We start from the raw sequence: 23,717 nt of genomic DNA, 5'->3' as shown, positions 1-23,717 counted from the left end.
GATGGCCATCAGCGAAAGATGAACGCCAGCACGGCTTCGCAATGGGCTTCGACGGCCTTTTCCCGCATCGCATTGACGCCGTGCGCGTATTTGATTTCGGCGGTCAGCAGATACGGGATCTGCGCGATCGCGGTGATCATGTACAGGAGCGTGACGGGATCGATCTTTTCGAGCCCCTTCGTTTGCGCGCTCACCTGTTCGATCAGCGGAATGGTGAGGTCGTGGCGTGGGCGAATGAACGTCTGGGCCATCCACTTCAATCGTTCGGAGTCGCGATTGGCTTCCTGCATCATCAGGCGTGCGTGTTCCGGATACTTCGCGCAATACCGGACGTAGTTCCGGATGTATTCCTTCACGGTGTCGACGGAGATCCGCTCCACATCCGCCCCGGGCGGCTTCGCCTGTTCCATGAAGCGGTCGAAGAGGTAGGTCACGCTTTCCCGCCACAGATTTTCCTTGCTACCGAAGTAGTAGCGAATCATCGCGTGATTGACGCCGGCCGTATCAGCGATATCGCGCACGCTCACCGCATCGAAGCCGTGGGTCGAAAACTGCTCGAGCGCAATGCTCAGGATCTCTGCCCGCGTCTGCTCGCTTCGTTCCTGCTGAGCCTGTCTGACCATCTGCATCGCAACGTTTCCTGAGTCGAGTCATCCGGATTGTGCCATTTCGTCCGAATGGTTCGCAACGCCATGGCGGGTCCACATGCATGGCGGCGTGCGCCGTCGGTCCCGATCGCCAACGCATTCGACGGGCGTCGGGGAAAGCCCTAGGGGCGATGGATATGCATTGCGCTTGACGGCGGCGTGGGCATATCTATAAATTATCCACTCGGATAGTTATTGAATGAAACGACCCCCATGACGCTTATCGATCGTGACGCCGGCATCGAATCCTCGCACGCGTTGCTTCAATCCTCCTTGCCTTCACCCATGGCGGCGATTGCCGATCCTGACGAACGCGCCCGTGAAGTCGAAGCCCGCATGACGGACGACGAACGGTTCTCGATGTTGTACAGCCTGATGGTGCATATCTTCGGCACGAACGCGCGCGAACCGCGCGTGCCGGCGCACGTTCCCGCCATCGCCGGATATGTCCAGGGCGTTCCGCGGCTGGGCATTCCGCCGCTGCTGCTTGCCGATACCAGTCTTGGCGTGCGGGCGACCCATGATGCGAACGACACGGCCACTGCGCTGCCGGCGGGCCTTGCGCTCGGCGCCACGTTCGATCCGGCGCTGGCGCGGGCGGCGGGGTCGCTGATCGGCAAGGAAATGCGCGAGCGCGGCTTCAACGTCGCGCTCGGCGGCGGCATCAACCTGGTGCGCGAGGTGCGCAACGGCAGGAATTTCGAATACGTGTCGGAAGATCCGCTCCTGTCGGGCAAGCTCGGTGCCGGCCTGGTGTCCGGTACGCAGGCCGAAGGGGTCGTCGCGTTGGTGAAGCACGTATCGCTCAATGCGAGCGAAACCAACAAGTTCTTTCTGGATGCGATCATCGATCCGGCCGCGCATCGGGAGAGCGATCTTCTCGCGTTCCAGATCGCGATCGAGGAGGGCCAGCCCGGCGCGTTGATGGCTGCATACAATCTCGTCAACGGCGAATATGCGTGCGGTAACAAGCGGCTCCTGCAGGACACCGTCAAGGACGCGATGGGTTTCAAGGGCTGGGTGATGTCCGACTGGCGTGCGGTCAACAGCTGGGATTTCGCGCTCAAGGGCCTGGACCAGCATTCCGGCGCCCAGCTCGACGAATGCGAATGGTTCAATGAACCGTTGCGCCGCGCGTTCGAAGAAGGCCGTGTTCCCCGGGAACGGATCAGCGAGATGGTGCAACGCATGTTGCGTTCGTACTTTGCCGTGGGCATCGACCGGCAATCGGCCGCCGAGCCGATCGATGCGAACGCACATAACGACGTGGCACTGGAGATTGCCCGTAAAGGCATCGTCTTGTTGCAGAACCGTGATGCGATGTTGCCGCTCGCCCGGAACACGAGACGGATCGCGCTGATCGGCGGCTTCGCGCAGGTTGGTGTCCTGTCAGGTTCCGGTTCGAGCCAGGTCCGGCCGCGCGGCGGGTACGCGGCGGAAGTGCCGTTCAGAAGCCACCCGTTGCTCGGGGCGACGTCGATGTGCTTTTCCGGGCCGTCGCCACTTGCCGAGCTGCGTGCGCGCCTGCCCGGAACCACGATCGATTTCGACAGCGGTGCGCATATTGCCGATGCGGTGGCGCTGGCTGCAAAGGCCGAAATCGTGATCGTGAACGCAATCCGGCACGAGGGGGAGCGTTTCGATTGTCCGGACATGACGTTGCCGTATGGCCAGGATGAATTGATCGATGCGGTGGCGCGCGTGAATCCGAATGTCGTCGTCGTGCTGCAGACCGGCAACCCGATCGCGATGCCGTGGCGAGACAAGGTGCGCGCCATCGTTCAGGCCTGGTTCCCGGGGCAGGCCGGCGCACAGGCGATTGCCGAAGTGTTGACGGGGGAAGTCAACCCTTCGGGGCGTCTGCCCGTCACGTTCCCCGTCAGCGTCGATCAAACGCCGCATCCGCGCTTGCCCGGCGCGGATGTCGAACTCGGCACGCCGATTCAGGTTCGCTATGACGAAGGCGCCGAAGTTGGATACCGCTGGTTCGCGCAGCGAGGCAACCGGCCGATGTTCGCGTTCGGTCACGGGATGAGCTATACGGATTTTGCATACAGCGATTTCGCGGTGAGCGGTGGCGACACGGTAACGGCGAGCTTTACCGTCACCAATACGGGCCCGCGCGACGGCGACGACGTTCCGCAGCTGTATCTGACCCACGCGGCCGAAGGGATGCGCATGCGCCTGCTCGGTTTCGAGCGCGTCTGGCTGCGTGCCGGCGCGTCGGTCAGGGTGAGCATGATCGCGGATCCACGCTTGCTCGGTTGTTTCGACGAAACATCGGGGCGGTGGCGCATCCGGGAAGGGGACTATCGGATTGCGCTCGCCCGTTCAGCGGTGCATCACGTCGTCGATGCGACGGTCCGGCTCGAGCATCGTGAATTCGGCAGGTAAGCAGCAGGCGGATGTGCCGATGGCGCTGGATCTGTTCGCGCTGTTTCGGAGCGGGAAGGGGGTTCACGTACCGGGCATAGGCGGTTGACGTGGCCGCCTTGCCTCAATAATTTATCCGATCGGATGATTTTATCGTGCCCAATCGGATGCAATGGAGACACTATGGACGAACTCGTGCTTGCGGCGGCCGGCAGGCGATCCCGCGGACATCTCGGCATTACCCTGACGCTGGCCTTCGTCGGCGTCTGGCTGGCGTTGATTCCGTATCCGATGATGATCCTGCCGATGCTCGCCGAGCGCATCGCGCCGACGGCCAAGGCGACCGTGCTGGCCCAGGCGATCGCCGTCGGCGCGATTGTCGGATCGATCGCGCAACCGATCTTCGGCGTGCTGAGCGATCACACTCGCGCCCGGTGGGGCATGCGCAAGCCGTGGATCTTCGGGGGCGCGGTGGCGGGCCTGGGCGCCATGGCGATTCTGGCAACGGCTCGGTCGCCGGCGCAGCTTGCGCTGGGATGGGCGCTGATGGCGCTGTCGTTCAATGCGACCCTGAGCGGTCTCAATGCGATTCTTCCGGATCAGGTGCCACCCGAGCGGCTCGGATTTTTTTCGTCGATTGTCGGATTCACGCCGCCGATCGGCATCCTGCTGGGCGTATGGATCGTGAGACAACTGGCGCCCGATCTCGTGTCCGTCGCCATGCTGCAAGGTGCGCTCGCCTTTACGGCAATAGTGTGTTTCGTCGTATTTGCGAATGACCGGCGACTCGAGGAGGGGCATCTTGAACGGTTGCAATGGAAACGGCTGGTGGCCTGTTTCTGGACGAATCCGGTCAAGCACCCCGATTTTGCCGTCGCGTGGCTGTCGCGTGCGCTGGTGCTGTTCGGCGTGAGCTGCCTGCAACACTACCTGATGTTCTTTTTGCGCGACCGGATCGGCCTGTCGCAACAGGAAACGCCGCATGCCATGTTCATGTGCCTGCTGGTTGCCACGGCGGCCATGACGGTCAGTGCGTTGCTGTTCGGGCGAGTGTCGGATCGTTTGCGTCGCCGGAAGATATTCGTCCTCGTGGCGGGGCTGGGGATGGCGCTCGGTCTACTGGGTTTGCTGGCTTGCACGACGCTCGTGCAACTGCTGTACGTGATCGTGTGGATCGGCGTTGCACAGGGCGCGTATCTGGCCGTCGATCTGGCATTGGTGACCGAGGTGCTGCCCGACCCCGATACCGCGGCAAAAGACATGGGCGTCTTCCATCTCGCGAACGTGCTGCCGCAGTTCGTCCTGTCGCTTCTCGTGACATGGCTGACGCTACCCGGAGGTGCGATCCGTTACGACACGTTGTTCGTGACGGCGAGTTGTGCGACGGCGCTCGGTGCGCTCGTCATCATCTTTGTCAAGGCCGTGCGTTGACCTCGAATGTCTCTTCACTATCGGATATGAAATGACCAAGCAGCCCAATTTCATCGTCATTGTCGCGGATCAGCTGCGTGCCGACTGCGTGCATGCGGTGCATCCGTCAACCTCCGTCCTGACGCCGAATCTGGATCGGCTCGCGGCAGACGGGGTGGCCTTTACGCAGGCGTTCGGGCAGCACAGCGTCTGTTCGCCGTCGCGCGTGTCGTTCCTGTCGGGCCTGTATCCGCATGTGGCCGGTCATCGCACACTCGGCCACCTGCTCGGGCCGCATGAACCCAATTTCCTGCGCGTCTTCAAGGAAAACGGCTACCACGTCGCCATGGCCGGCGGCCGTGGCGACTCGTTTGCCGCCGGCGCGACCGAGTTGTCGATGCATGAGCACGGTTTCCTGCCCGAGGAAACGCGGCGCAGCGCGGCGGAATTTCTGCGCAGCAAGACGCAGGGCGATCCGAACGACCCGATGGTGCGCGCCTTCTATCGCGGGCAGCGCTCGCAGGATCAGGCGAATGCCGAATATGACGAAGTGGTGGTCCGCACCGCGGAGCACTGGCTCAAGCATGCGCCGCGAGAACCCTGGGTGCTGTATGTCCCGCTCTTTGCGCCGCACCCTCCGTTCGAAGCGGAGGAGCCGTGGTTCTCGATGTATGACCGCGACGCGGTGCCGGAGCGTGTCGGCGGAACCGGACGCATGCCGGCTTACGTCGACGCGCTGGCGAAAGCGCACGGCTGGGATCGCATGACCGACGCGCAGTGGCGGGAGCTGCGTGCCGTGTATTACGGGATGGTGTCGAGACTCGACCATCACGTCGGGCGAATCATGAATGCGGCCGGGCAGGCGACGGAGCCGGAACGGCTGATCACCACCTTCTTCTCCGATCATGGCGAATATCTCGGCGATTTCGGTCTCGCCGAAAAGTGGCCATCCGGTGTGCACGACTGCCTGCTGAGAAACCCGTTGATCGTGTCGGGCGGATCGACGCCCGGCGTGGCGGGCACGGTTTCAGACGCACTGGTCGAACTGATCGACGTGTTTCCGACCTTGCTGGATCTGGCCGGTCTCCAGGCCACGCACGCGCACTACGGGCGCAGCTTCGCACGGTGCCTTCGCGAGACGGGCGCAGCGCATCGCGAGAAGGTGTTCAGCGAAGGCGGATTTCTCGTCAGCGAAGCCGATCATTTCGAGAATGCCGGCTTCCCGTACGACATCAAGGGCGTGCAGCAAAAGGAACATCCCGAGTCGGTTGGCAAGGTGGCAGTCGTTCGCACGCTTGAATGGACTTACGTGTGGCGATTGTACGAAGCGCCGGAATTGTATCGACGGACAACCGATCCGCACGAGACCACGAATCTGGCCGGCCTGCCGGAATACGCCGAGATCGAAGCCGGCATGCTCGCGTCATTGTTGAGATGGCAAGTCGAGACAGCGGATGTTCTGCCGGCCGGCAAGGGAACCCGATTCCCGGTCGTCGATTTGCCGCGCCCCGGAGAGTGGCGCGAACAGCAGGAGCGTTGACGGCGCCGGGGCGCGGGGTTGTCGAAGCCGACACCCCCGCGCTCCGCTCTTCAGGCCGGCGGCGGCATTGGCCAGGCAGTTTTCCGAGTGAAATTTCATGATAATTATTTAACATAACTAATGATTAAGTGGAGGGGAGTGTGCGGAAACGAGCTGTAGCGGTGATCGCCATGGTGATCTCGGGAGGGGCGTACGCGCAGTCGAGCGTGACGCTGTTCGGAACGATGGGAGGAGGGGTGCGCTGGACCGACGGGGTGAAAGGCGGCCATCAGATCGGGTTCGACAGCAATTCGATTTCGGGCAACTCGTTCGGTATGCGCGGCGCGGAGGACCTGGGCGTGGGATGGCGTGCGATCTTCATGTTGCAGAGCGGATTCGTCAGCGGCACGGGCGGCATGAAATCGTCAAGTACGCTTTTTTCCCAGCGCGCGTATGTCGGGATCGAGGGCGGATTCGGCCGGGTGATGCTGGGTCGCCAACTCAATGCGGCGGAAGATATCGGCGTTCAGCTCGATCCGAACGAGGCCAATGGCCCTTCGCTGGCCACCGTGCCGGGCATTGTCTGGGGCGGCAATTTCTTCACGCTGGACGCGCGGTTCAACAATACGATCAAGTACGTCGGGCGTAGCGGAGGATTCACGTTGCGTGCGAGTTATTCGCCGGGCGGTGTGGCTGGCAGCACGCTCGCCGGAACCAACTTCGCCGTCGGAACCAGCTACCAGTTTCGGACGTTGCTGCTCGCCGCCGCGTATCAGAAGTCATACGACGCCAGTGCCTCGCAGCGGGCGGAGACGGCAATGGGCGGCGCGACATGGCAACTCGGGCCGACCCGGATGTATTTGAGCTATAGCGCGCTGACGGTTTCCGCGGCGGCCGCGACCGGGGCGAAGCGGCGCGATCATATTCCCGCAGTCGGGCTCGTCTATCGGGTAACGCCCACCGTGCAGTTCACAGGCGCGACTTATTACGACATCGCCAGCAATCTGAAAAACGTCGCCGGTGCCGACGGCCGGAAGATGACGACGTATGCCATGGTCGAATACTTTCTGTCGAAGCGCTCCGAACTCTATGTCGAATTCGACCGAAACGGGTTTTCCGGTGCGTACAAGAAAGATCCCGCAAACGTGTCGGCGTTGAATCTTCGTCCGGACGGCCGCGCGGTGACCGGTATTTCGATCGGGATGATCACGCAATTCTAGGCACACATTCGACGCGCGGCCGGGCTCCGAGACGCAGCATGGCCGCCGCATCGATACTTTGGGGAGGATGTATGCAGGTTCGAATGACGATGTGCCGGGCGGTTGCGGCAACGGTGCTGACGCTGGTGGCCGCGACCGCGGCCGCGCAGGAGCAGCAGGCGGAGCCGGCGCTTGCTTCAATGCCCGCGGCGGCGCCGTCCAAGGCGCAGAAGGCGGCGGATCGCCAGTTGAGGAAACGCGTTGCGCGTGTGCTCGGGCGAACGAAGCGGCTCGACGCGAGCCGCTTGCTGATCTTCGTGCGCGGGGGCGTCGTCACGCTCTCCGGCGATGTGATGGACGCGGAACAGGTCGCGCTGGCGATCGGTACGGCGCAACGCGTGCCGGGTGTCGGCGAGGTGCGCAACCAGCTTCGCATCCGTGCACGAAACTGACGCGCCGAGCGTACAAAAAATGAGCGTTAATCCTGGAGCGAAATGAGCGAATCATGAAAGCGATTCTTGTGATGTACGACAGCCTTAATCGGCATATGCTTCCGCCATATGGCAACGCATGGGTAAAGGCGCCGAATTTCCAGCGACTCGCCGAGCGGAGTGCGACGTTCGACAACTGCTATGTCGGCAGCATGGCGTGTATCCCTGCCCGCAGGGAATTGCATACCGGGCGCTACAACTTCCTGCATCGAAGCTGGGGGCCGCTCGAACCGTTCGACGATTCGATGCCGGACATGCTTCGACGCAAGGGCATCCATACGCATCTGGCCAGCGATCATCCGCACTACTGGGAAGATGGCGGTGCGACCTATCATACGCGGTACAGCAGCTGGGAATTCTTCCGCGGGCAGGAGGGCGACCCGTGGAAGGGGCAAATCCGGCGGCCGCCGATGCCGGTGCGGCTCAAGGGGGCGCTGAACGAAAAGGCCGCACGGCAGGACTTCGTCAACCGCCAGTACTACCCGACCGAAGATCTCCATCCGCAAACGCTGACTTTCGATGCAGGCGAGGCGTTCATCCGGGAAAATCATGATGCCGATTCGTGGTTGCTTCAGATCGAGACTTTCGATCCCCATGAACCCTTCACCAGTTATCCGAAGTATCGTGATCTTTATCCTCGAAAGAATACGGACGCGCATTTCGACTGGCCGCCATACGGTCCCGTGTCCGACAACGAGACCGACGACGACATCCGGGATGCACGAGCCGAATATGCCGCGCTCGTTTCCATGTGCGATCACTCGCTGGGCCGGGTTCTCGACCTGATGGACGAGCTGAATCTGTGGCGCGACACCATGCTCATCGTGTGCACGGACCATGGATACATGCTGGGAGAACACGGCTGGTGGGCCAAGACGGCGCAACCCTGGTTCGACGAGCTTGCGCATACGCCGCTGTTCATCTGGGATCCCCGCTCCGGTCGTGCGGGCGTTCGGCGCAAGTCTCTCGTGCAGATGATCGACATCGCACCGACGCTTCTCGATTTCTTCGGCTTGCCGGCGATACCGCGCATGCAGGGCGTGGCGCTCGGGAAAACCATCGACGAGGATCTTCCGGTCCGGGAGGCGGCACTGTTCGGCATGCATGGCGAACATGTCAACGTGACGGACGGGCGTTATGTGTACATGCGCTCCGGGCCCGATCCGGACCGCAATGCACCGCTGTATGAATATACGTTGATGCCCACGCACATGCGCGAGATGTTCCGCGTCGAAGAACTGCAAGATATCGAGCTGGCGGGGCCGTTCCCGTTTTCGCAAGGCGTGAGCATGATGAAGATCGTCAGCCAGCCCATTGGATACTCGTATCGTGCCGGTACGCTGCTATTCGATCTTCTCGCGGATCCTGGGCAGGCGCACCCGCTGTTCGACGACGCCGTCGAGCATCGCATGGCGACGCTTGCACGCGACCTGATGCACGCCAGCCATGCACCGGACGAGCAGTATGAGCGCCTGGGTTTGCCGGCCACGGGCCCGATCGATTGCGATCATCTTCTCGCCCGCGCCCATGCGGATCGGGCGGAGGCGCTGCGTCTGCATCTGGCCGCCCGTGCGCAAGCGATGCGCGCTGAAGTGGAGAACCGGCGCGTCCACGCCGAAGCCGTGCCGGACCGGTGAGCGGAGCGGGATGGACGCCCGCCGTTCGTCGATGCTTGCGTGACGATGGGCATCCGTTCCGCTTGAGGGGCTTGCAGTCCGTCAGAAAGAGCGAGCCCGTCGGCGATGCACGAAGGCTTCTGGCCTCCGGCTGGCGGTCGACGGCGGGGCTGTTGAAGACAAAAAAGCCGCGAGGGCTTCACAGCCTTCGCTGGTGGTGTTCTTTCGGGCGAGGGTGCCGGGTTCCGCCGACAGCACGGATCTGCAGCCGCCATCCAACCATCGGCGTGCGAAATCGGACGTGCCCCGGATGAACGTGTTCCGCGTCGAGATGTTCACGCTGCCGTTGTTGCCGGACGTGACGTCGTGCCGGGGTGTGGCGGCTTGAGGCGTCCGTCAATACGCCGCCGCGCTGCCACCCTGATCGGTGACGATCGCCACCCCCGAGCTCGTGCCGAGCCGCGTCGCGCCGGCCTCGATCATCGCCAGCGCGGCCGCGCGGTCGCGCACGCCGCCCGATGCCTTCACGCCGAGCACGGGGCCGACCGTGCGGCGCATCAGCGCGACATCCGCGAGCGTCGCGCCGCCGTGGCCGAACCCGGTCGACGTCTTCACGAACGCGACGCCGAGATCGCGGCACATCTCGCACACGCGTACCTTCTCGTCGTCGGTCAGCAGCCCCGTTTCGAGGATCACCTTGAGCGGCACCGCGCCGCATGCCTGGTGCACGGTTTCGATGTCGGCTTTCACGTCGTCGGCGCGGCCGCTCTTCAGCGCGCCGATGTTGATCACCATGTCGATCTCGCCGGCGCCCGCCGCGATCGCGGCGGTGGCTTCGAATGCCTTGGCGGCCGACAACCCGGCACCGAGCGGAAAGCCGACCACGGCACAGACGAGCACGCCGGTATCGGCCAGCTCGCGCGCGGCGAGCGGCACGTTCGCCGAATTCACGCAGACCGAGTAAAAGCGATGCTCGGCCGCCTGGCGGCAGAGTTCGCGGATCTGCGCGTCGCTCGCGTCGGGCGCGAGCAGCGTGTGATCGATGGTTTGAGCGAGTTGGGCGTTGGAAAGCGGCATGTTTCAGGACTCCACGGAGCGTGTGCCGGAAGGGCACACGTAAAGTTGATGTTTTCACATCGGTTTGTTACAAATACGACATTCCGGCCGGGCCCATACGCCCGGCACGACGAGCGACGGATGCGACGGGCACGCAGGATACTGGCATGGAAACGAAGAAAGGCGAACGGATCAAGACATTGATGAACGTGCTGCAAGGGCAGAACGCGATTCATCTGAAGGAAGTGGCCGAGCTGTTCGGTGTATCCGAGATGACGATCCGCCGCGATCTCGCGGACAACCCGCACGGCCTGAGCCTGATCGGCGGGTACGTGACGCGCCACTTCGCCGCGCAGCGCAGCGACATCGGCGAGTACGTGGTCAGCGCCGAGAACAACCGGCAGACCGAGGAGAAGCGCCGCATCGGCAAGCTGGCCGCGCAGTTCGTGACGACCGGCGACACGATCTTCGTCGACTGCGGCTCGACCACGCCGTTCATCGTCGACTTCATTCCGGACGACCTCGAATTCACCGCCGTCTGCAATTCGCTGAACGTGTTCGCGAAGCTGCAGCAGAAGCCGCACTGCAGCGTGATCCTGTGCGGCGGCGCGTACCACCGCAAGAACATGGTGTTCGAATCGGTGGCCGAGACGGGCATCCTCGACACGGTGCGCGTGTCGAAGGCATTCTTCTCGGCCGCCGGCGTGAGCGACCGCTGTGGCGTGACCTGCTTCAACTTCCACGAAGTCGACGCGAAGAAGAAGGTAATGGAACGCGCGCAGAACCGCTTCCTGCTCGTCGACCACACGAAGTTCGACGAAGTGCGCGCGGCCTATTTCGCCGAGCTGACCGACTTCAACTACGTGATCTCGGACGGGCAACTGAGCCGCCGTTACGAAACGGCGATCCGCGAACACGGGATCGCGCTCGTGACCTGACGCCGCGCGGCCGCGCATCGCTTCACGCATGGCGGGCTTCCGCCGCGCTCAGGTAGCCGGTGACGACTTCGAAGCGGCGCGTCGCACCCGGCGCGAGTGCCGCGACATGGCCTTTGCGGCGTTCGGCTTCATACCCTTCCGGCTCGCAGGTCGACGGCAGCGCGAACGCGGCGACCTGCTGGTCCGCGTTGTGCAGGATCCAGCGCGTCGCGTGCGGGAATTGCTCGGGGCGGTACGCGGTGTGGAAGGCGCCGCCATCCGGGTGCTCGAGCAGGAAATGCGCGACGCCGCTTGCATCCGTTGCCACGTCGTTCATGAAGAACACGATCTCCGGGTCGTACAGCGCGGGCGCATCGAGCGTGTGAAGCCGTTCCGGTTCGTGCGCGAGCGTGGCCGTGTAGTCGCGCCACGCGGCGGTCGGCTTCACGTGTGCGGGCACGCTGTCGCGCAACCGCAACCCGCCGCGCGGCAGCGATTGCACGAAGCGGCCGCCCGGCACGTACGCATAGTTCAGGTGCGCCATGTACATCAGGTCCATCGGCGTGCCGCCGAGATTCGTCACGTCCATCGCGATCGTCATCTGCGCGTCGTGCTCGGCGAGCCGCACCGACGGGCGCGCCACGTAGTGGCTGCCGAATCCCTGCACGTATTCGTATTCGCCGGTCACTTCGACGAACGCGCCGCGCGCATCCGTGCCGACGACCAGGCTCGCGCGATCCATCGGCGCGCACGGCATCTCGCCGTGCAGCGCATGCGTGTCGTCCGGCCCCGGGCAGCCGTTGCGCAGCAGCCCGCTGTGGAACATGAAGCAGCCGTAGGTATCGATGATCGATGCCACGCGCTTCGGCTGCCGGAACATGTGCTTCATCGTCAGGTCGCGGCCGTCGAACGCGGCGGCCCAGATCATCTGGCCGAGATACGGCAGCACGACGAGGTGGCCGCGGCGGTTCTCGAGCCTTAGCGCCTCGACGCCGGACGGATACGCGAACGCGGTGACGGTGAGCCCGTCGGTGCGGTACAGCGTGCGCGGCGTGTCGCGGAAGTCGTTGCGCCGCAGTTCGATTTCGCCTCGCATGCTCATGCTCCCGACGTGTTGCGCGTGGCGGCGTAGCGCGCGGGCGCGTTGCCGTCGGCGACTGCGTCGGGCGTCGCGGCCGGCAGGTGGCGCAGGCAGTAGAAGCCGTAGTAGACGATCACGACGAAGCACGCGAGCGGCACGACGAACGCGAGCTGCATGTTGCCGCCCGTGTGATCGGAGATCAGCCCCTGGATCAGCGGCACGACCGCGCCGCCGACGATGCTCATCACGAGGATCGAGCCGCCGTATTCGGTGTCCTTGCCGAGCCCGTCGATCGTGAGGCCGTAGATCGTCGGCCAGCACGGGCCGAGGAACACGCTCACGCCCACGGCCGCATAGACGGCCGTGATGTCGTGCACGCTGATCGTGTACGCGAGCAGCGCGATGCACAGGACGCCGTAGACGATCAGCACCTTGGCCGGGCCGACACGCTTCATCACGAGCGTGGCGATCAGCTTGCCGACGAAGAATGCGAAGAACGTCGCGAGCAGGTAGTGCGACGCGCCGCGCTCGGTGAGGCCGCCGATCTGCATCGCGAGCCGGATCGTGAAGCTCCACACACCGACCTGCGCGCCGACATACAGGAACTGCGCGACGATACCCGCGACGAAGCGCCGGTTGCCGAACAGGCGTGCGAGCGTGCCGCGCGCGTCGATCCGGTGCGTGGCCACGCTGGAGCCGTTGCCCTTGCAGGCCGGGTAGGGCGTGAGCGCGAACACGATGAACACGGCCACGAGCACGACGATCAGCCACTTGTACGGCTCGAGCGTGGCCTGGATCATCGCGAGCTGGTGCACGTGCGCGTCGGCCGCCGACATCGCGGCGAGCTGCGCATGCGACGCATCCCCTTCCTTGAAGATCAGGAAGCTGCCCATGTAGACGCCGGCCATCGCGCCGAACGGATAGAACGTCTGCGAGATGTTCAGCCGCCGCGTGCTGGTGTCGCGCGGGCCCATCAGCGTCGAATACGAGTTCGACGCGGTTTCGAGGAACGACAGGCCGGCCGCGATCACGAACAGCGCGACGAGGAACATCCCGTACTTCGCCATCGACGCGGCCGGGAAGAATAGCAGGCAGCCGGTCGTGTAGAGCAGCAGGCCGACGAGGATCGTCGTCTTGTAGCTGAACTTCTTCACGACGGTCGCGGCCGGAATCGCGAGGAAGAAGTAGCCGAGATAGAACGCGGACTGAACGAATGCCGATTCGAAATCGGACAGGAAGAACGACTTCTTGAATTGCGCGATCAGCACGTCGTTCAGGTTCGCCGCGGTGCCCCACAGCGCGAACAGGCAGCACAGCAGCGTGAACGCGAAGAGCGGCGTGCGGTTCAGGTAATAGCCGTCGGGGGTGTGTTCGATTCTGGCTCGGCCCATGGGTGTCTCCTTCCCAATTGTCTCGTCGATGAAGGCGCCGGTCAGCAGCCGGCGTCGCGGAGGAAGCGTTCGAACGTCGCGGTGTCGGCGTACGACTTCTGCGTGCCGAGGCCCGTGACCGAATGCGCGGCATACGCGGACGCGTTACGCATCGCGTCGAGTGCGTCGCGGGACGCGGCATAGCAGCGCGCGAAGCAGCCGATGTACGCATCGCCGGCGCCCGTCGTGTCGCGCGCGTCGACCGGCACGCCCGGCACGTGATGCACGCCGTCGCGCGACACCAGCAGCGAACCGTTGCTGCCGAGCGTGACGAGCACGTGCTTGAGCCCGCGCGCGACCAGCGCTTCGGCGGCGCGCGCTGCCGTGTCGCGCGAATCGACCGGCATGCCCGACACGATCGCGAGTTCCGTTTCGTTCGGGACGAAGAATTCGACGGTGCGGATCCGCTCGAAATCGAGGTCGGCCACCGCGGGCGCGGGGTTCAGCAGCACCGGAATGCCGTGGCGCGCGCCGAATTCGATCGCATGATAGACGGTGTCGAGCTCGATCTCGAGCTGCAGCACGATCAGCTTGCATGCGGCGAGCTGCGGCGCGGCCGCGTCGATGTCGGCCGGCGTCAGGTGGCGGTTCGCGCCCTTGACGATCAGGATGCTGTTGCTCGAATCGGGTTCGACGAAGATCGGCGCGACGCCGCTCGGCACGCCGGCGACCTTGCGCACGTGCGTGGTGTCGATGCCTTCGCGCGCGAAGTTGCGGATCGTGTTGTCGGCGAAGACGTCGTCGCCGACCTTCGTGACCATCACGACGCGCGCGCCGAGGCGGGCGGCCGCGACGGCCTGGTTTGCCCCCTTGCCGCCGCAGCCGAGCTCGAAGTTCGGTGCCTCGAGCGTTTCGCCCCGGGCGGGCATGCGTGCGACATAGGTCACGAGGTCGACCATGTTGCTGCCGATGACGGCGATTGTCTCCATCTGCGTCTCTTCCTTGGTATGGGTGCGCCGTGCGCGTGGGCGGCTGCGGCGTGCGACATACGATAATAAAATCACATAAAATGTGAGAATGCAATCATATGATGTTCGGAGGGTTACTTTTGGTCGGGGCGGGCCGTGCCGGCATGGGCTATTGATGCCGCCTGATGCAAGCCCTGATCCGGCCGGGCAGCGCTTTCGGCGCAGTTCCGATGCGATCGTCCGGGCCGGGACGAAACCGCTCGACGAAACGCCGCTCAGCAAGCTCGGCGTTGCTCAATGGGTGCGGCGTGCAGGCATCAAGGAATCGGAATGGAGCGGAAGGGGGCCTCACCGTGTTGGGCGGCGGCCTGGTGTGAACGGCGGTGCACCGGCTTCGGCAGGGCCCGCGCGCGCGAATCCGGACGCGATGGCCACGCGAATGTTCGGCACGTCGGCGACGATCCTCGACGCGTTCAATCCGACGCGCGGGTTCGCGCAGGCCGGCTCCCAACAACGGCGGCAGCGGCTCGGGAAGACGCCTTCGACTTCGGTTGCGTACGCGTTCGCGACGCGTGCGACGTGCGGACATCGTCGTCGGGGCCGTCCTCGCTTCCCGGCGTCCGCGCCGCGCCCGCGTGCGCCGGGCTGCCCGCCTCCGGCATACCGATCGGCGCCGCCAATGGGGTTCGGGGGGGCGCCGCCGAACGCCACGCTGACCGCCCGATTACCGTTTTGTCATCCACCCCGTTTCCGCTTGCACCGTGCAGTGCGCCGTCGCCGTTTCCCGGTAACATCGCCGCATGTCACCACGACCGCGACGGAACCGCCATGCGCATCCTGATAGTTGAAGACGAGCCGAAGACGGGCGCCTACCTGAAGAAGGGCCTCGAAGAATCGGGGTTCAGCGTCGATCTCGCGAAGGACGGCGCCGAAGGGCTGATGCTCGCGCAGGAAGAGCGCTACGACGTGATCGTGCTCGACGTGATGCTGCCGGTGCTCGACGGCTGGGGCGTGCTGAAGCGGCTGCGCGAGACTCATACGACGCCGGTGCTGTTCCTGACCGCGCGCGACGACGTGCAGGACCGCGTGCACGGCCTCGAGCTCGGCGCCGACGATTACCTGGTGAAGCCGTTCGCGTTCGTCGAGCTGCTCGCCCGCATCCGCACGCTCGCGCGGCGCGGGCCGCCGCGCGAAACCGAGCATCTCGCGGTTGGCGACCTCGAAATCGACGTGGTGCGCCGCCGCGTGAAGCGCGGCGCCACGCGGATCGACCTGACGCCGCGTGAATTCTCGCTGCTGCAGCTGCTCGCACGCCGGCAGGGCGAGGTGCTGAGCCGCACGCAGATCGCGTCCTACGTATGGGACATGAATTTCGACAGCGATACCAACGTCGTCGAAGTCGCGATCCGGCGCCTGCGCGCGAAGATCGACGACGCGTTCCCGGTGAAGCTGATCCACACGGTGCGCGGCGTCGGCTACGTGCTGGAACCGAAGGACGACGCATGACGCGGCCGCGCTCGCTTGCCGCGACGCTCGCACTCGCGATCGCCGCGACCACGCTGGCCGCGTTCGCGCTCGTCGGCGTGTACGTGTACGCGAGCCTCGAGCGGCAGGTCAATACGCAGGACGACCTCGACATCGTGCTCGCCGCGCGCCATACGCGCCGGCTCGCGGGCGAGCTCGAATCGCTCGACGCGGTGCGCGCGCATACGGAGCGGCTCACGAGCCAGGTGCTCGGCAACGAGGCGCTGTCGATGGTCGTCACCGATGCGCGGGGTGACGTGCTGGTGCACCACAACGTCACGCTCGCCGCGCTCGACGACACGCGTGCGGCGGCGTCGGCGCCGCTGGCCGACGCGCAGCTGTTTGCGCCGAATGCGACGCCGATACCCGCGAACGACCGGATCACGGCCGACCAGCTCGTCACATGGATCGCGGCGGGCGGCACGCCGATGCGCGGCGTCGTGATCGAGGCCTTGCTCGGCGACCGCACGCCGATTCACGTCGCGATCGCGCGCAACATGCGCGACCGGGCCGCGCTGCTCGACGGTTACCGCGACCGGCTCAAGCTTGCCGGCGGCCTCGGCGCGTTGTTCGCGCTGCTGCTCGGCTACGGGCTGATCCGCACGGCACTCAAGCCGCTGCGCGAGATCGTCGACAACACCGGCCGGATCACGGTCGACAAGCTCGACACGCGACTCGATGCGTCGCGCGCGCCGCGCGAGCTGCGGGCGCTCGTCGATGCGCAGAATGCGATGCTCGGCCGCCTGCAGCAGGCGTTCTCGCATCTGTCGCAATTCAGCGCCGATCTCGCGCACGACCTGCGGACGCCGCTGAACAACATGCGCGGCGCGACCGAGGTCGCGCTCGCACGGCCTCGGCCGGCCGATGAATACCAGGCGCTGCTCGAATCGAATCTCGAGGAATACGATCGGCTTGCGCGGATGATCGACAACGTGCTGTTCCTCGCGCGCGCCGAGCATCCGAGCTTCGTCACGCGGCAGCGGGCGTTCGACGTGCGTGACGAACTCGAACGCATCGCCGGGTATTTCGAGGGGCTCGCCGACGAAGCGGGCTCGACGCTGCGCGTCGACGGGCAGGGGCAGCTGACCGCCGATGTCGAGCTGTTTCGCCGTGCGATCGGCAACCTGCTCGCGAACGCGCTGCGGTATACGCCGGCCGGCGGTGTCATCACGCTCGCCGTCGACGAAACGCCGGACGCGGTGCGCGTCGTCGTCGCGAATCCGGGCGAGCCGATCGATCCCGCGCTGCTGCCGCGGATCTTCGACCGGTTCGTGCGCGGCGACCCGGCGCGAAGCGGCGGTGCGCCGGGCGGTACGGCCGGGCTCGGCCTCGCGATCGTGCGGTCGGTGATGGAGCTGCACGGCGGTTCCGCCCGCGTCGAAAGCGACGCGGCCGGCACGCGTTTCATGCTCACGTTCAGCCGGCCGTCGGCAGCGTGACGGCGGGTTCGGGCCGCGCGGCCACCGCGTGTTCCTGCGTGCCGGTGTTCATTTCCGCGTCTGCGCTCGCCTGCCAGCCGCCAGCAACCCGGCCAGGCTGGGATGGCGGGCGCGTAGAACGCCACGTCGAAGCCTACCGGTTCGCAAGCGCTGGTCAGGTTCGATACAAAGATCGAGATGCTCCTTCACGGGCACCACGCAAAACAAGGCTCGCCTCATGGCATGCTCACGCCGTGAACCCGCGACCAGTGCGCCAACGAGCACGCCCGAAACATGGCGGCGCGCTCTTGCTCATTCAGCGGGGATGGATCGGCGCAGCGGCGCTGCAGCCGGGGTACGTCGAGCAAGCCGGCGATGCGGTCGGCGTCCGTAGCCAGTATTTCGCGGGTGTGCTGGCGCAATGACTCGCCGTTGCCTTGATCCTTGGGTAAGGCCGACTTCCTGCGCAGGCGCACGGCTTCCGGCAACGCACCGCGCGCCGCTTCACGCAAAATGGCTTTTTCCACGCCATCACGTAGCGCCAGCTCGGCCGGAATGGTGGCAGCCAGGTCCAGAACTTCGGTATCGCTGAAGGGGACGCGCGCTTCCAGTCCATGTGCCATGCCATGGATATCGCCGTTATGCAACAGCCGTTGCAACCAACGATGGCGCACCAGCCATTGCGTGGCGCGCAAACGTGAGGTGGGCGTATGCCAATCGTGTCCGGCTGCGATCGCGAGTTGGCGATAGACCTCGCCGTAGTGTTGCAACGGTTGCTCCAGCAAGCCGGGCCGTAGATAGGGATCGGCGGTCAAGCGTTGCAGGATATGGGTCGGATCGCGGGTGGCGTGCGGGTCGAGCAGAAAGTGATAACCGTAGTGCGTTTCATCGGCGGCATCGCCCACCAATACCGCCTTGAGGCGCGTGCTGGCGGCTCGCGCCAAGTAATGTTGCGCCAGCTCCTGTTCCCACGCAGGCAGTGCATCGTTTTGCGTGGCCAATTGCAGCAGATCCTGGGCGAGTGCGGAGCGCGTGGGTACGACGTCTTCGCGTGGCAGGCCCAATTCATTTGCGGCCTGTTCGGCGAAAGGTTGATCATCGGACGCCACGATCAGTGAACGCGTGTAGTCGTAGCGATGGTGATCTTCAAAGCGAATGGTGAAGCAGGGCGGTGTCGCGCCTGCCGCTCGCGCCAGGCCGCCTATCAGCGTGGAGTCGAGGCCACCGCTGAAAAATAGGCCGACCGGTGTATCGGCGATCAAGCTACGCTGGACAGCTGCGGACAGCCGCTCGCGCAGCGCGTGGGCGATATTGTCCGCCCTGGCAGCTGGGTTTTCGGCAATCTCCGGCGCCCAGCGCGATAGCTGCAAGCCATCGCGATCCAGGCGCAGCAGATGCCCGGGCGGCAGGTAGGCCATGCCGTCGAACATCGGTTGCGCCACGCCGCTGAAGAACGGCGCCACCAGGTATTCCAGCACGGCGTCGATATTCGCACGCGGCGCCCGCATCGCAGGCAGCAGTCCTTTGGCCTCCGAGGCAAACAGGAATTCCGCCCCCTGTTGCAGGTAAACGAACGGCTTGACGCCCAGCCGGTCGCGTGCGGCAAAGGCTCGCTGACGATGGGTGTCCCACACCAGGAACGCGAACATGCCGTTGAAGCGTCGAAGACACGCTTCGCCCCATACCGCATACGCGGCGAGCACCACCTCGGTATCGGTGTTCGTGCGGAACGACCAGCGCGCGCTCAGTTCGTGGCGAAGCTCAGCGTAGTTGTAGATCTCGCCGTTGTAGACCAGCACGTAACGATGGTCGGCACTGCACATCGGCTGCGCGCCATGCTCGGCGTCGAGTAAAGCCAAACGGTTGTGAGCAAGCACGGCGTGTTGGTCATGCCACAAGCCGCGGCCATCTGGCCCACGATGCCGTTGTCGCTCGCGCATGGCGAGCACCCGCTCGACCTGCGCCGGCGCTTGGCCGTCATGGCGAATCAGCCCAGCCAAGCCGCACATCAGACGGTCACGCCCAGTTGAACGGGAGCGAGCAACAGCGTGGTCCATCGCTGTTGCCGTTCGAAGTTTCTGCTAACAGTCACCACAGATACTGCTAATGGGAAAACTCGTGGTAATGCCGTCAGCAAAGGCTGAGAGCGACGTTCTTTTTGTGTCTGCACGCGTTGCGCTCATGAAAAAAATGGGGGATGTATGCGCGAAGATTTTGCTGATGCGCCTTCAAGAGCTTGCAATGTCAGATTTGGTTCATGAGCGGCGTAATGAGGAAAGCGACTCGTGACAAGAGCATCGCGCCAACGGCATGCCGTTGTTCAGTAGACTTGCCCCTGTATCTCCGGACACGCGCTAGAACGAACTCGTCAATGTTGCGAATCAGGTGTTCGACAGATGTTCGTAATGACGCCATCTGCGAAGACCTCGCCCTCCCACATCTGGATTTTTTTCCCGACTGCCAGAAGCGGGGCAACCAGGGCGAAGGACAGAAACGTTACGGGTACATCATGTTCGTGACCAGGTTCGAGAACTCGACCGTCTGTCAACCAGCGGCAATCGAAGTATTGGCCTTCGATGACCAGCGGGCAACCGAAGTGCATGCCCGGATTGATGAACACCGGCCCATTTCGGCCTCCTTCGGCCGTGGTTCTGAGACGGAGACGTAGTACCACATCAGGTTGCATCAGATTCCCTCTCGGGCCAAGGTTCGCCTGAACTCACGTAGAGAGCGATACTTCAACGCGCTATGCGGATGCTTCTCGTTGTCATGCTCGAACGCGATAGCGAGATTGCGCGCTGCACTCGCGGTGTCTGGCTTGGGCATGAAACCCACGTAATCGCGCTTCATTGTTTTCACGAGGCTCTCAACCGTACCGTTACTTTGCGGGCTGCACACGGGCGTGGTCAATGGCTTCAGACCGATATCCACGGCAAACCTGCGCGTTTCGTCGGCCGTGTAGCCGGAACCGTTGTCGCTCAACCACTCGATTTCAGCTGGCAACGGCAGAGACGGCCGACATCGAGGTGGCAGCATCGTAAGTGCAGCGCGAAAAGATTTTTGCGGGCGTAGCGCGCGGCACGCGTTCCTTGCAGGTTCAACCGGCCGCCGGCTGAGTGACGCCGGGTTCAGGCCGGACGGCCACCGCGTGTTCCTTCGCGCCGGTGTCTGAATCCGCGTCCGTGTCTGCACTCGCCTGCCAGCTGCCGCCCAACGCCTTCAGCAGCCCGACTTCGGCCTCGATCCGGCGCGCGTCGATCTGATCGGCCGTGCGCCGGTTCGTCAGCGCGATCGTCTGCGCGGTCACCACGTCCAGGTAGCTGACGGCGCCCGCGTTGAACCGGTTCGTCGTCAGCCGCAGCGACAGGTCGGCTGCATCGGTCGCGCGCTGCTGGCTGCGTGCTTCCGACGCGAGTGCATCGAGCGACGACAGCTGATCCTCGACCTGCTGGAACGCGACCAGCACGGTTTGCCGGTAATCGGCGACCGCGCCGTCGTATTGCGCATGCGCGCCGCGCAGCGACGCACTGCGACGCCCGCCGTCGAACAGCGTGCCGGCGAGCTGCGGGCCGAGCGACCAGAACAGGCTCGGCGCGGTGAGCCACGGCGCAAAGAACGAACTTTCGAGCCCGGCGCTCGCCGACAGCACGAGGTCCGGAAAGAATGCCGCGCGCGCCTCGCCGATCTGCGCGTTCGCGGCCGCGACCCGGCGCTCGGCCGCCGCGATGTCGGGCCGACGCTCGAGCAGTTGAGACGGCACGCCGGGGGGGATGACCGGCACGTCGTACGACTGCACACGCGGCGGCAGCGCGAACGTCGACGCGCTTTCGCCGACCAGCGTCGCGATCGCGTGCTGCAACTGCGCACGCGACGCGTCGATGTCGGTGTCCTGCGTGCGCGTCGCTTCGAGCTGCGTGTCGGCCTGCGCGACCGCCGACGCGTCGATCGCACCGGCCGCGAGTTGCTGCTTCAGCAGCGTCAGTGCGTCCGCGTACGCATGTACCGTGTCGTCGAGCAACTGCTTTTGCGTGTCGAGCGAGCGCAGCGCGAAATAGTCGGTCGCGAGTTCGGCCGTGACCGACAACTTCACGGCCTGCAGGTCGGCCGCGCTCGCGGCCGCGTTCGCCTGCGCGCCGGCCACCGCGTCGCGCACGCGGCCGAACACGTCGGGTTCCCAACTCGCGGCCACGCCGGCCTGGTAGTCGGGCGTCGTCTTGCCGGCCAGCGACGAGCCGAGCCGGTTTTGCGACACGCGCGTGCGGCTCTGCGCGGCGCCTGCCGTGATCGTCGGCAGGAACCCGGCGTGCTGATAGTCGACCATCGCGCGTGCCTGCTGCAGATCGGCGACGGCTTTCTTCACCGTCTGGTTCGACACGTCGACGCGCGCTTCGAGCGCGTTCAGGTCGGCGTCGCCGAAGATGGTCCACCACGCGCCGCGCGCGGCGGCGTCCGCGGGCATCGCGACGTGCCAGCCGGCTTGAGCGGCCTGCGCGGCCGGCGCGCCCGCGTAGTGCGCGGGTACCGCGACGGCGGGCGGCGAATAGGGCGGCAGCGTCGAGCAGGCGGTCAGTGCGGCGACGGCGCCGAGCGCGACGAGGCGGCGAGCGAACGGGAGCGGATGAGGAAGGCGCATGGCAAGTCTCTCGTGAGTCGTCGTCGATGGGTTAGCCGCGGGCGGGCGCCGGAGCGGGTGTTGAAGCAGCGGGGGCGACGCCGGCTGCGCGCAGCGGCGGCACGTCGTGCGTACCGGTAGCGGACGCCGGTTGCGCGGCCTGTGCGGCTTTCACGGACGAAGCGGATGAAGCAGCAACCGGCGCCGCATCGTGCGCGGTCGACACGATCTTCACGACTTCGCCGGCCGTGATCGCATCGCCCGGGTTGTCGATCACGCGATCGCCTGCCGCGAGCCCCGAAACGATCTCGACGCGTGTGCCGAAATCACGCCCGATCTGCACGCGCTTGAGCGCGGTGCGTCCGTTCGCGGCGACGGTCGCCACCGTCACGCCGTCCGGCCGGAACAGCAGCGCGCTGACGGGCAGCTCGAACGCGGGCGCGGCGCTCGCGACGACGAGGTGCGCCTGCGCATACGCGCCGGGCAGCAGCGCGCCGTCGGCGTTGTCGACGTCGATTTCGACGCGCAGCGTGCGCGTGACCGGATCGATCGCGCCTGCCGTGCGTGCGACGCGCGCGGCGAAGTGCCGCCCCGGATACTGCTGCGTGGTCAGGTAGACAGGCGTGCCGGTCGATACGTCGGCTGCGCTGTCCTGCGGCACGTCGACGAACACGCGCAGCGTGCCGGTTTGCTCCAGATGGAACAGTTCGCCGGACAGGCCCGGACTGCCCGGCGTGCCGCCCGCGGTGACGAGCGTGCCGACGTCGACGTTGCGGGCGGTGATCACGCCGTCGAACGGCGCGCTGACCGCTTCATACGACACCAGCTCGCTCAGGTGCGCGACGTTCGCCTGCGCGGACGCGAGCATCGCACGCTTCGCGTTCATGTCCGCCACCTTCGTGTCCGTGTCCTGCTGCGACACCGATTGCGACTTCAGCATGTCCTGCCAGCGCTGCGCGGTCGATTTCGCATAGTCGTAGTTCGCCTGCGCGGTTGCCGCGTCGGCGCGCGCCTGGCGCAACTGCGCATCGAGATCGGGCGCGGCGATCTGCGCGAGCGTCTGGCCGGCCTTCACGTGCGTGCCGAGATCCGCGCTCCAGTGCGCGATGTAGCCGCTGGTGCGCGCATAGATCGACGCTTCCGCGAACGGCATCACCGAACCGGGCAGCGTCAGCGTCTGGTCGGCGGGCGCCGTGCCGGGCGCGATCACCGATACCGGCAGCGCTTGCTGCGCGGCCACCTGCGCGCGCTGCGCGGCGCGCGCATCGATGCGCGGCACGATGCCGATCGCGAGCAGCGCGGCGGCGAGCGCGACGGCCGCGAGCGGCACGGCCAGTCGGCGGGCGCCCCGGCGGTGCGGCGCGCCGGGTGCCGCATCGCGGGAGCTGTGTGGTCCGGCCGCGCTTTCGACCGCGCTTCCGGCAGGGTGAGCCGCGTCGGCGGCCGGCGGGGCGAGGGGTTCGATCGAGTCGTTCATGATGGGGGTTCGAGGTTGGACGAATCGGATGAAAGGGCG

The 23,717-nt window shown here is 65.3% G+C and carries 19 protein-coding genes and 1 pseudogene; 10 read left to right on the top strand and 10 right to left on the bottom strand.

The annotated features are described in order from the left end of the window. Window positions 1–8 precede the first annotated feature (8 nt). A complete protein-coding gene (locus CFB82_RS37235) occupies window positions 9–629 on the bottom strand; it encodes a TetR/AcrR family transcriptional regulator (protein WP_089449313.1) in 621 nt (206 codons plus the stop codon). Window positions 630–983: 354 nt separating this feature from the next. Here CFB82_RS37235 and CFB82_RS37230 point away from each other — a divergent pair, with 354 nt between their 5' ends. From CFB82_RS37230 to CFB82_RS37205, 6 genes are all read left to right on the top strand, one after another. Beyond that, a complete protein-coding gene (locus CFB82_RS37230) occupies window positions 984–3,041 on the top strand; it encodes a beta-glucosidase family protein (RefSeq protein ID WP_256990665.1) in 2,058 nt (685 codons plus the stop codon). Between the two features lie 162 nt (window positions 3,042–3,203). Continuing rightward, window positions 3,204–4,451: an MFS transporter gene (locus CFB82_RS37225; protein ID WP_179255507.1), complete on the top strand. Its 1,248-nt coding sequence runs from the start codon at window positions 3,204–3,206 to the stop codon at window positions 4,449–4,451. Then, window positions 4,414–5,970 (top strand): sulfatase-like hydrolase/transferase, encoded by a 1,557-nt coding sequence (locus CFB82_RS37220; protein ID WP_256990663.1) that lies wholly within the window; start codon window positions 4,414–4,416, stop codon window positions 5,968–5,970. The genes CFB82_RS37225 and CFB82_RS37220 overlap by 38 nt, the downstream gene beginning before the upstream one ends. Window positions 5,971–6,131: 161 nt before the next feature. Beyond that, on the top strand, window positions 6,132–7,169 hold the full coding sequence (locus CFB82_RS37215) for a porin (protein WP_256990662.1): 1,038 nt from the start codon (window positions 6,132–6,134) through the stop codon (window positions 7,167–7,169). Between the two features lie 38 nt (window positions 7,170–7,207). Then, window positions 7,208–7,600 carry a BON domain-containing protein gene (locus tag CFB82_RS44500; RefSeq protein WP_089487311.1) on the top strand — a complete coding sequence of 131 codons (393 nt, stop codon included), beginning with the start codon at window positions 7,208–7,210 and terminating at the stop codon, window positions 7,598–7,600. 53 nt (window positions 7,601–7,653) lie between these two features. Continuing rightward, window positions 7,654–9,276 carry a sulfatase gene (locus tag CFB82_RS37205; protein ID WP_089487310.1) on the top strand — a complete coding sequence of 541 codons (1,623 nt, stop codon included), beginning with the start codon at window positions 7,654–7,656 and terminating at the stop codon, window positions 9,274–9,276. Window positions 9,277–9,651: 375 nt separating this feature from the next. Here the strand turns inward: CFB82_RS37205 and deoC are convergent, their stop codons facing one another. Continuing rightward, window positions 9,652–10,332 (bottom strand): deoxyribose-phosphate aldolase, encoded by a 681-nt coding sequence (deoC, locus tag CFB82_RS37200; RefSeq protein WP_089487309.1) that lies wholly within the window; start codon window positions 10,330–10,332, stop codon window positions 9,652–9,654. 146 nt (window positions 10,333–10,478) lie between these two features. Here deoC and deoR point away from each other — a divergent pair, with 146 nt between their 5' ends. Next, window positions 10,479–11,249, top strand: coding sequence for a DNA-binding transcriptional repressor DeoR (gene deoR, locus CFB82_RS37195; RefSeq protein ID WP_089487308.1), 771 nt, complete (start codon window positions 10,479–10,481; stop codon window positions 11,247–11,249). A gap of 22 nt (window positions 11,250–11,271) precedes the next feature. On the opposite strand, the gene CFB82_RS37190 is transcribed toward deoR, so the two are convergent. From CFB82_RS37190 to rbsK, 3 genes are read right to left on the bottom strand one after another with little or no spacing between them, the layout of a single operon-like run. Then, window positions 11,272–12,324: an aldose 1-epimerase family protein gene (locus CFB82_RS37190; RefSeq protein ID WP_089487307.1), complete on the bottom strand. Its 1,053-nt coding sequence runs from the start codon at window positions 12,322–12,324 to the stop codon at window positions 11,272–11,274. 2 nt (window positions 12,325–12,326) lie between these two features. Then, window positions 12,327–13,700 (bottom strand): L-fucose:H+ symporter permease, encoded by a 1,374-nt coding sequence (gene fucP, locus CFB82_RS37185; protein WP_089487306.1) that lies wholly within the window; start codon window positions 13,698–13,700, stop codon window positions 12,327–12,329. Window positions 13,701–13,741: 41 nt separating this feature from the next. Beyond that, the gene (rbsK, locus tag CFB82_RS37180; protein ID WP_089487305.1) at window positions 13,742–14,668 is read right to left on the bottom strand and encodes a ribokinase; all 927 of its coding nucleotides are present in this window, start codon (window positions 14,666–14,668) and stop codon (window positions 13,742–13,744) included. An 807-nt stretch (window positions 14,669–15,475) separates the two neighbouring features. Between rbsK and CFB82_RS37170 the strand changes: the two genes are divergently transcribed. Together CFB82_RS37170 and CFB82_RS37165 are read left to right on the top strand one after the other, a co-directional pair. Next, window positions 15,476–16,153, top strand: coding sequence for a heavy metal response regulator transcription factor (locus CFB82_RS37170; RefSeq protein WP_089437637.1), 678 nt, complete (start codon window positions 15,476–15,478; stop codon window positions 16,151–16,153). Next, on the top strand, window positions 16,150–17,610 hold the full coding sequence (locus CFB82_RS37165; protein WP_089487304.1) for a heavy metal sensor histidine kinase: 1,461 nt from the start codon (window positions 16,150–16,152) through the stop codon (window positions 17,608–17,610). Before CFB82_RS37170 ends, CFB82_RS37165 begins: the two co-directional genes overlap by 4 nt. A gap of 215 nt (window positions 17,611–17,825) precedes the next feature. Here the strand turns inward: CFB82_RS37165 and asnB are convergent, their stop codons facing one another. After that, window positions 17,826–19,646, bottom strand: a complete 1,821-nt coding sequence (asnB, locus tag CFB82_RS37160; protein ID WP_089487303.1) for an asparagine synthase (glutamine-hydrolyzing) — start codon at window positions 19,644–19,646, stop codon at window positions 17,826–17,828. A gap of 49 nt (window positions 19,647–19,695) precedes the next feature. On the opposite strand from asnB, the gene CFB82_RS42685 reads away from it, so the two are divergent. Next, window positions 19,696–19,878, top strand: a complete 183-nt coding sequence (locus tag CFB82_RS42685; protein WP_143751028.1) for a hypothetical protein — start codon at window positions 19,696–19,698, stop codon at window positions 19,876–19,878. A 79-nt stretch (window positions 19,879–19,957) separates the two neighbouring features. Here CFB82_RS42685 and CFB82_RS43520 read toward each other — a convergent pair whose 3' ends face one another. The 4 genes and pseudogenes from CFB82_RS43520 to CFB82_RS37140 all read right to left on the bottom strand — a co-directional run bounded on the left by CFB82_RS43520 (window position 19,958) and on the right by CFB82_RS37140 (window position 23,678). Continuing rightward, complete coding sequence (locus tag CFB82_RS43520) at window positions 19,958–20,209, bottom strand: hypothetical protein (RefSeq protein WP_179255506.1); 252 nt, start codon at window positions 20,207–20,209, stop codon at window positions 19,958–19,960. Window positions 20,210–20,274: 65 nt separating this feature from the next. After that, window positions 20,275–20,589: pseudogene (locus CFB82_RS37150) on the bottom strand (integrase core domain-containing protein); the annotation flags it as partial. A gap of 97 nt (window positions 20,590–20,686) precedes the next feature. Beyond that, entirely contained in the window at window positions 20,687–22,222 is a 1,536-nt protein-coding gene (locus CFB82_RS37145; protein WP_089487301.1) for an efflux transporter outer membrane subunit, read from the bottom strand. Window positions 22,223–22,253: 31 nt separating this feature from the next. Further along, on the bottom strand, window positions 22,254–23,678 hold the full coding sequence (locus CFB82_RS37140; RefSeq protein ID WP_089487300.1) for an efflux RND transporter periplasmic adaptor subunit: 1,425 nt from the start codon (window positions 23,676–23,678) through the stop codon (window positions 22,254–22,256). Window positions 23,679–23,717 lie beyond the last annotated feature (39 nt).

This window comes from Burkholderia sp. HI2714, assembly GCF_002223085.1.
Taxonomy (GTDB): Bacteria; Pseudomonadota; Gammaproteobacteria; order Burkholderiales; family Burkholderiaceae; genus Burkholderia; species Burkholderia lata_D.
The sequence above is the reverse complement of the archived record's forward strand: the minus strand, read 5'-3'. Positions and strand labels throughout refer to the sequence as shown.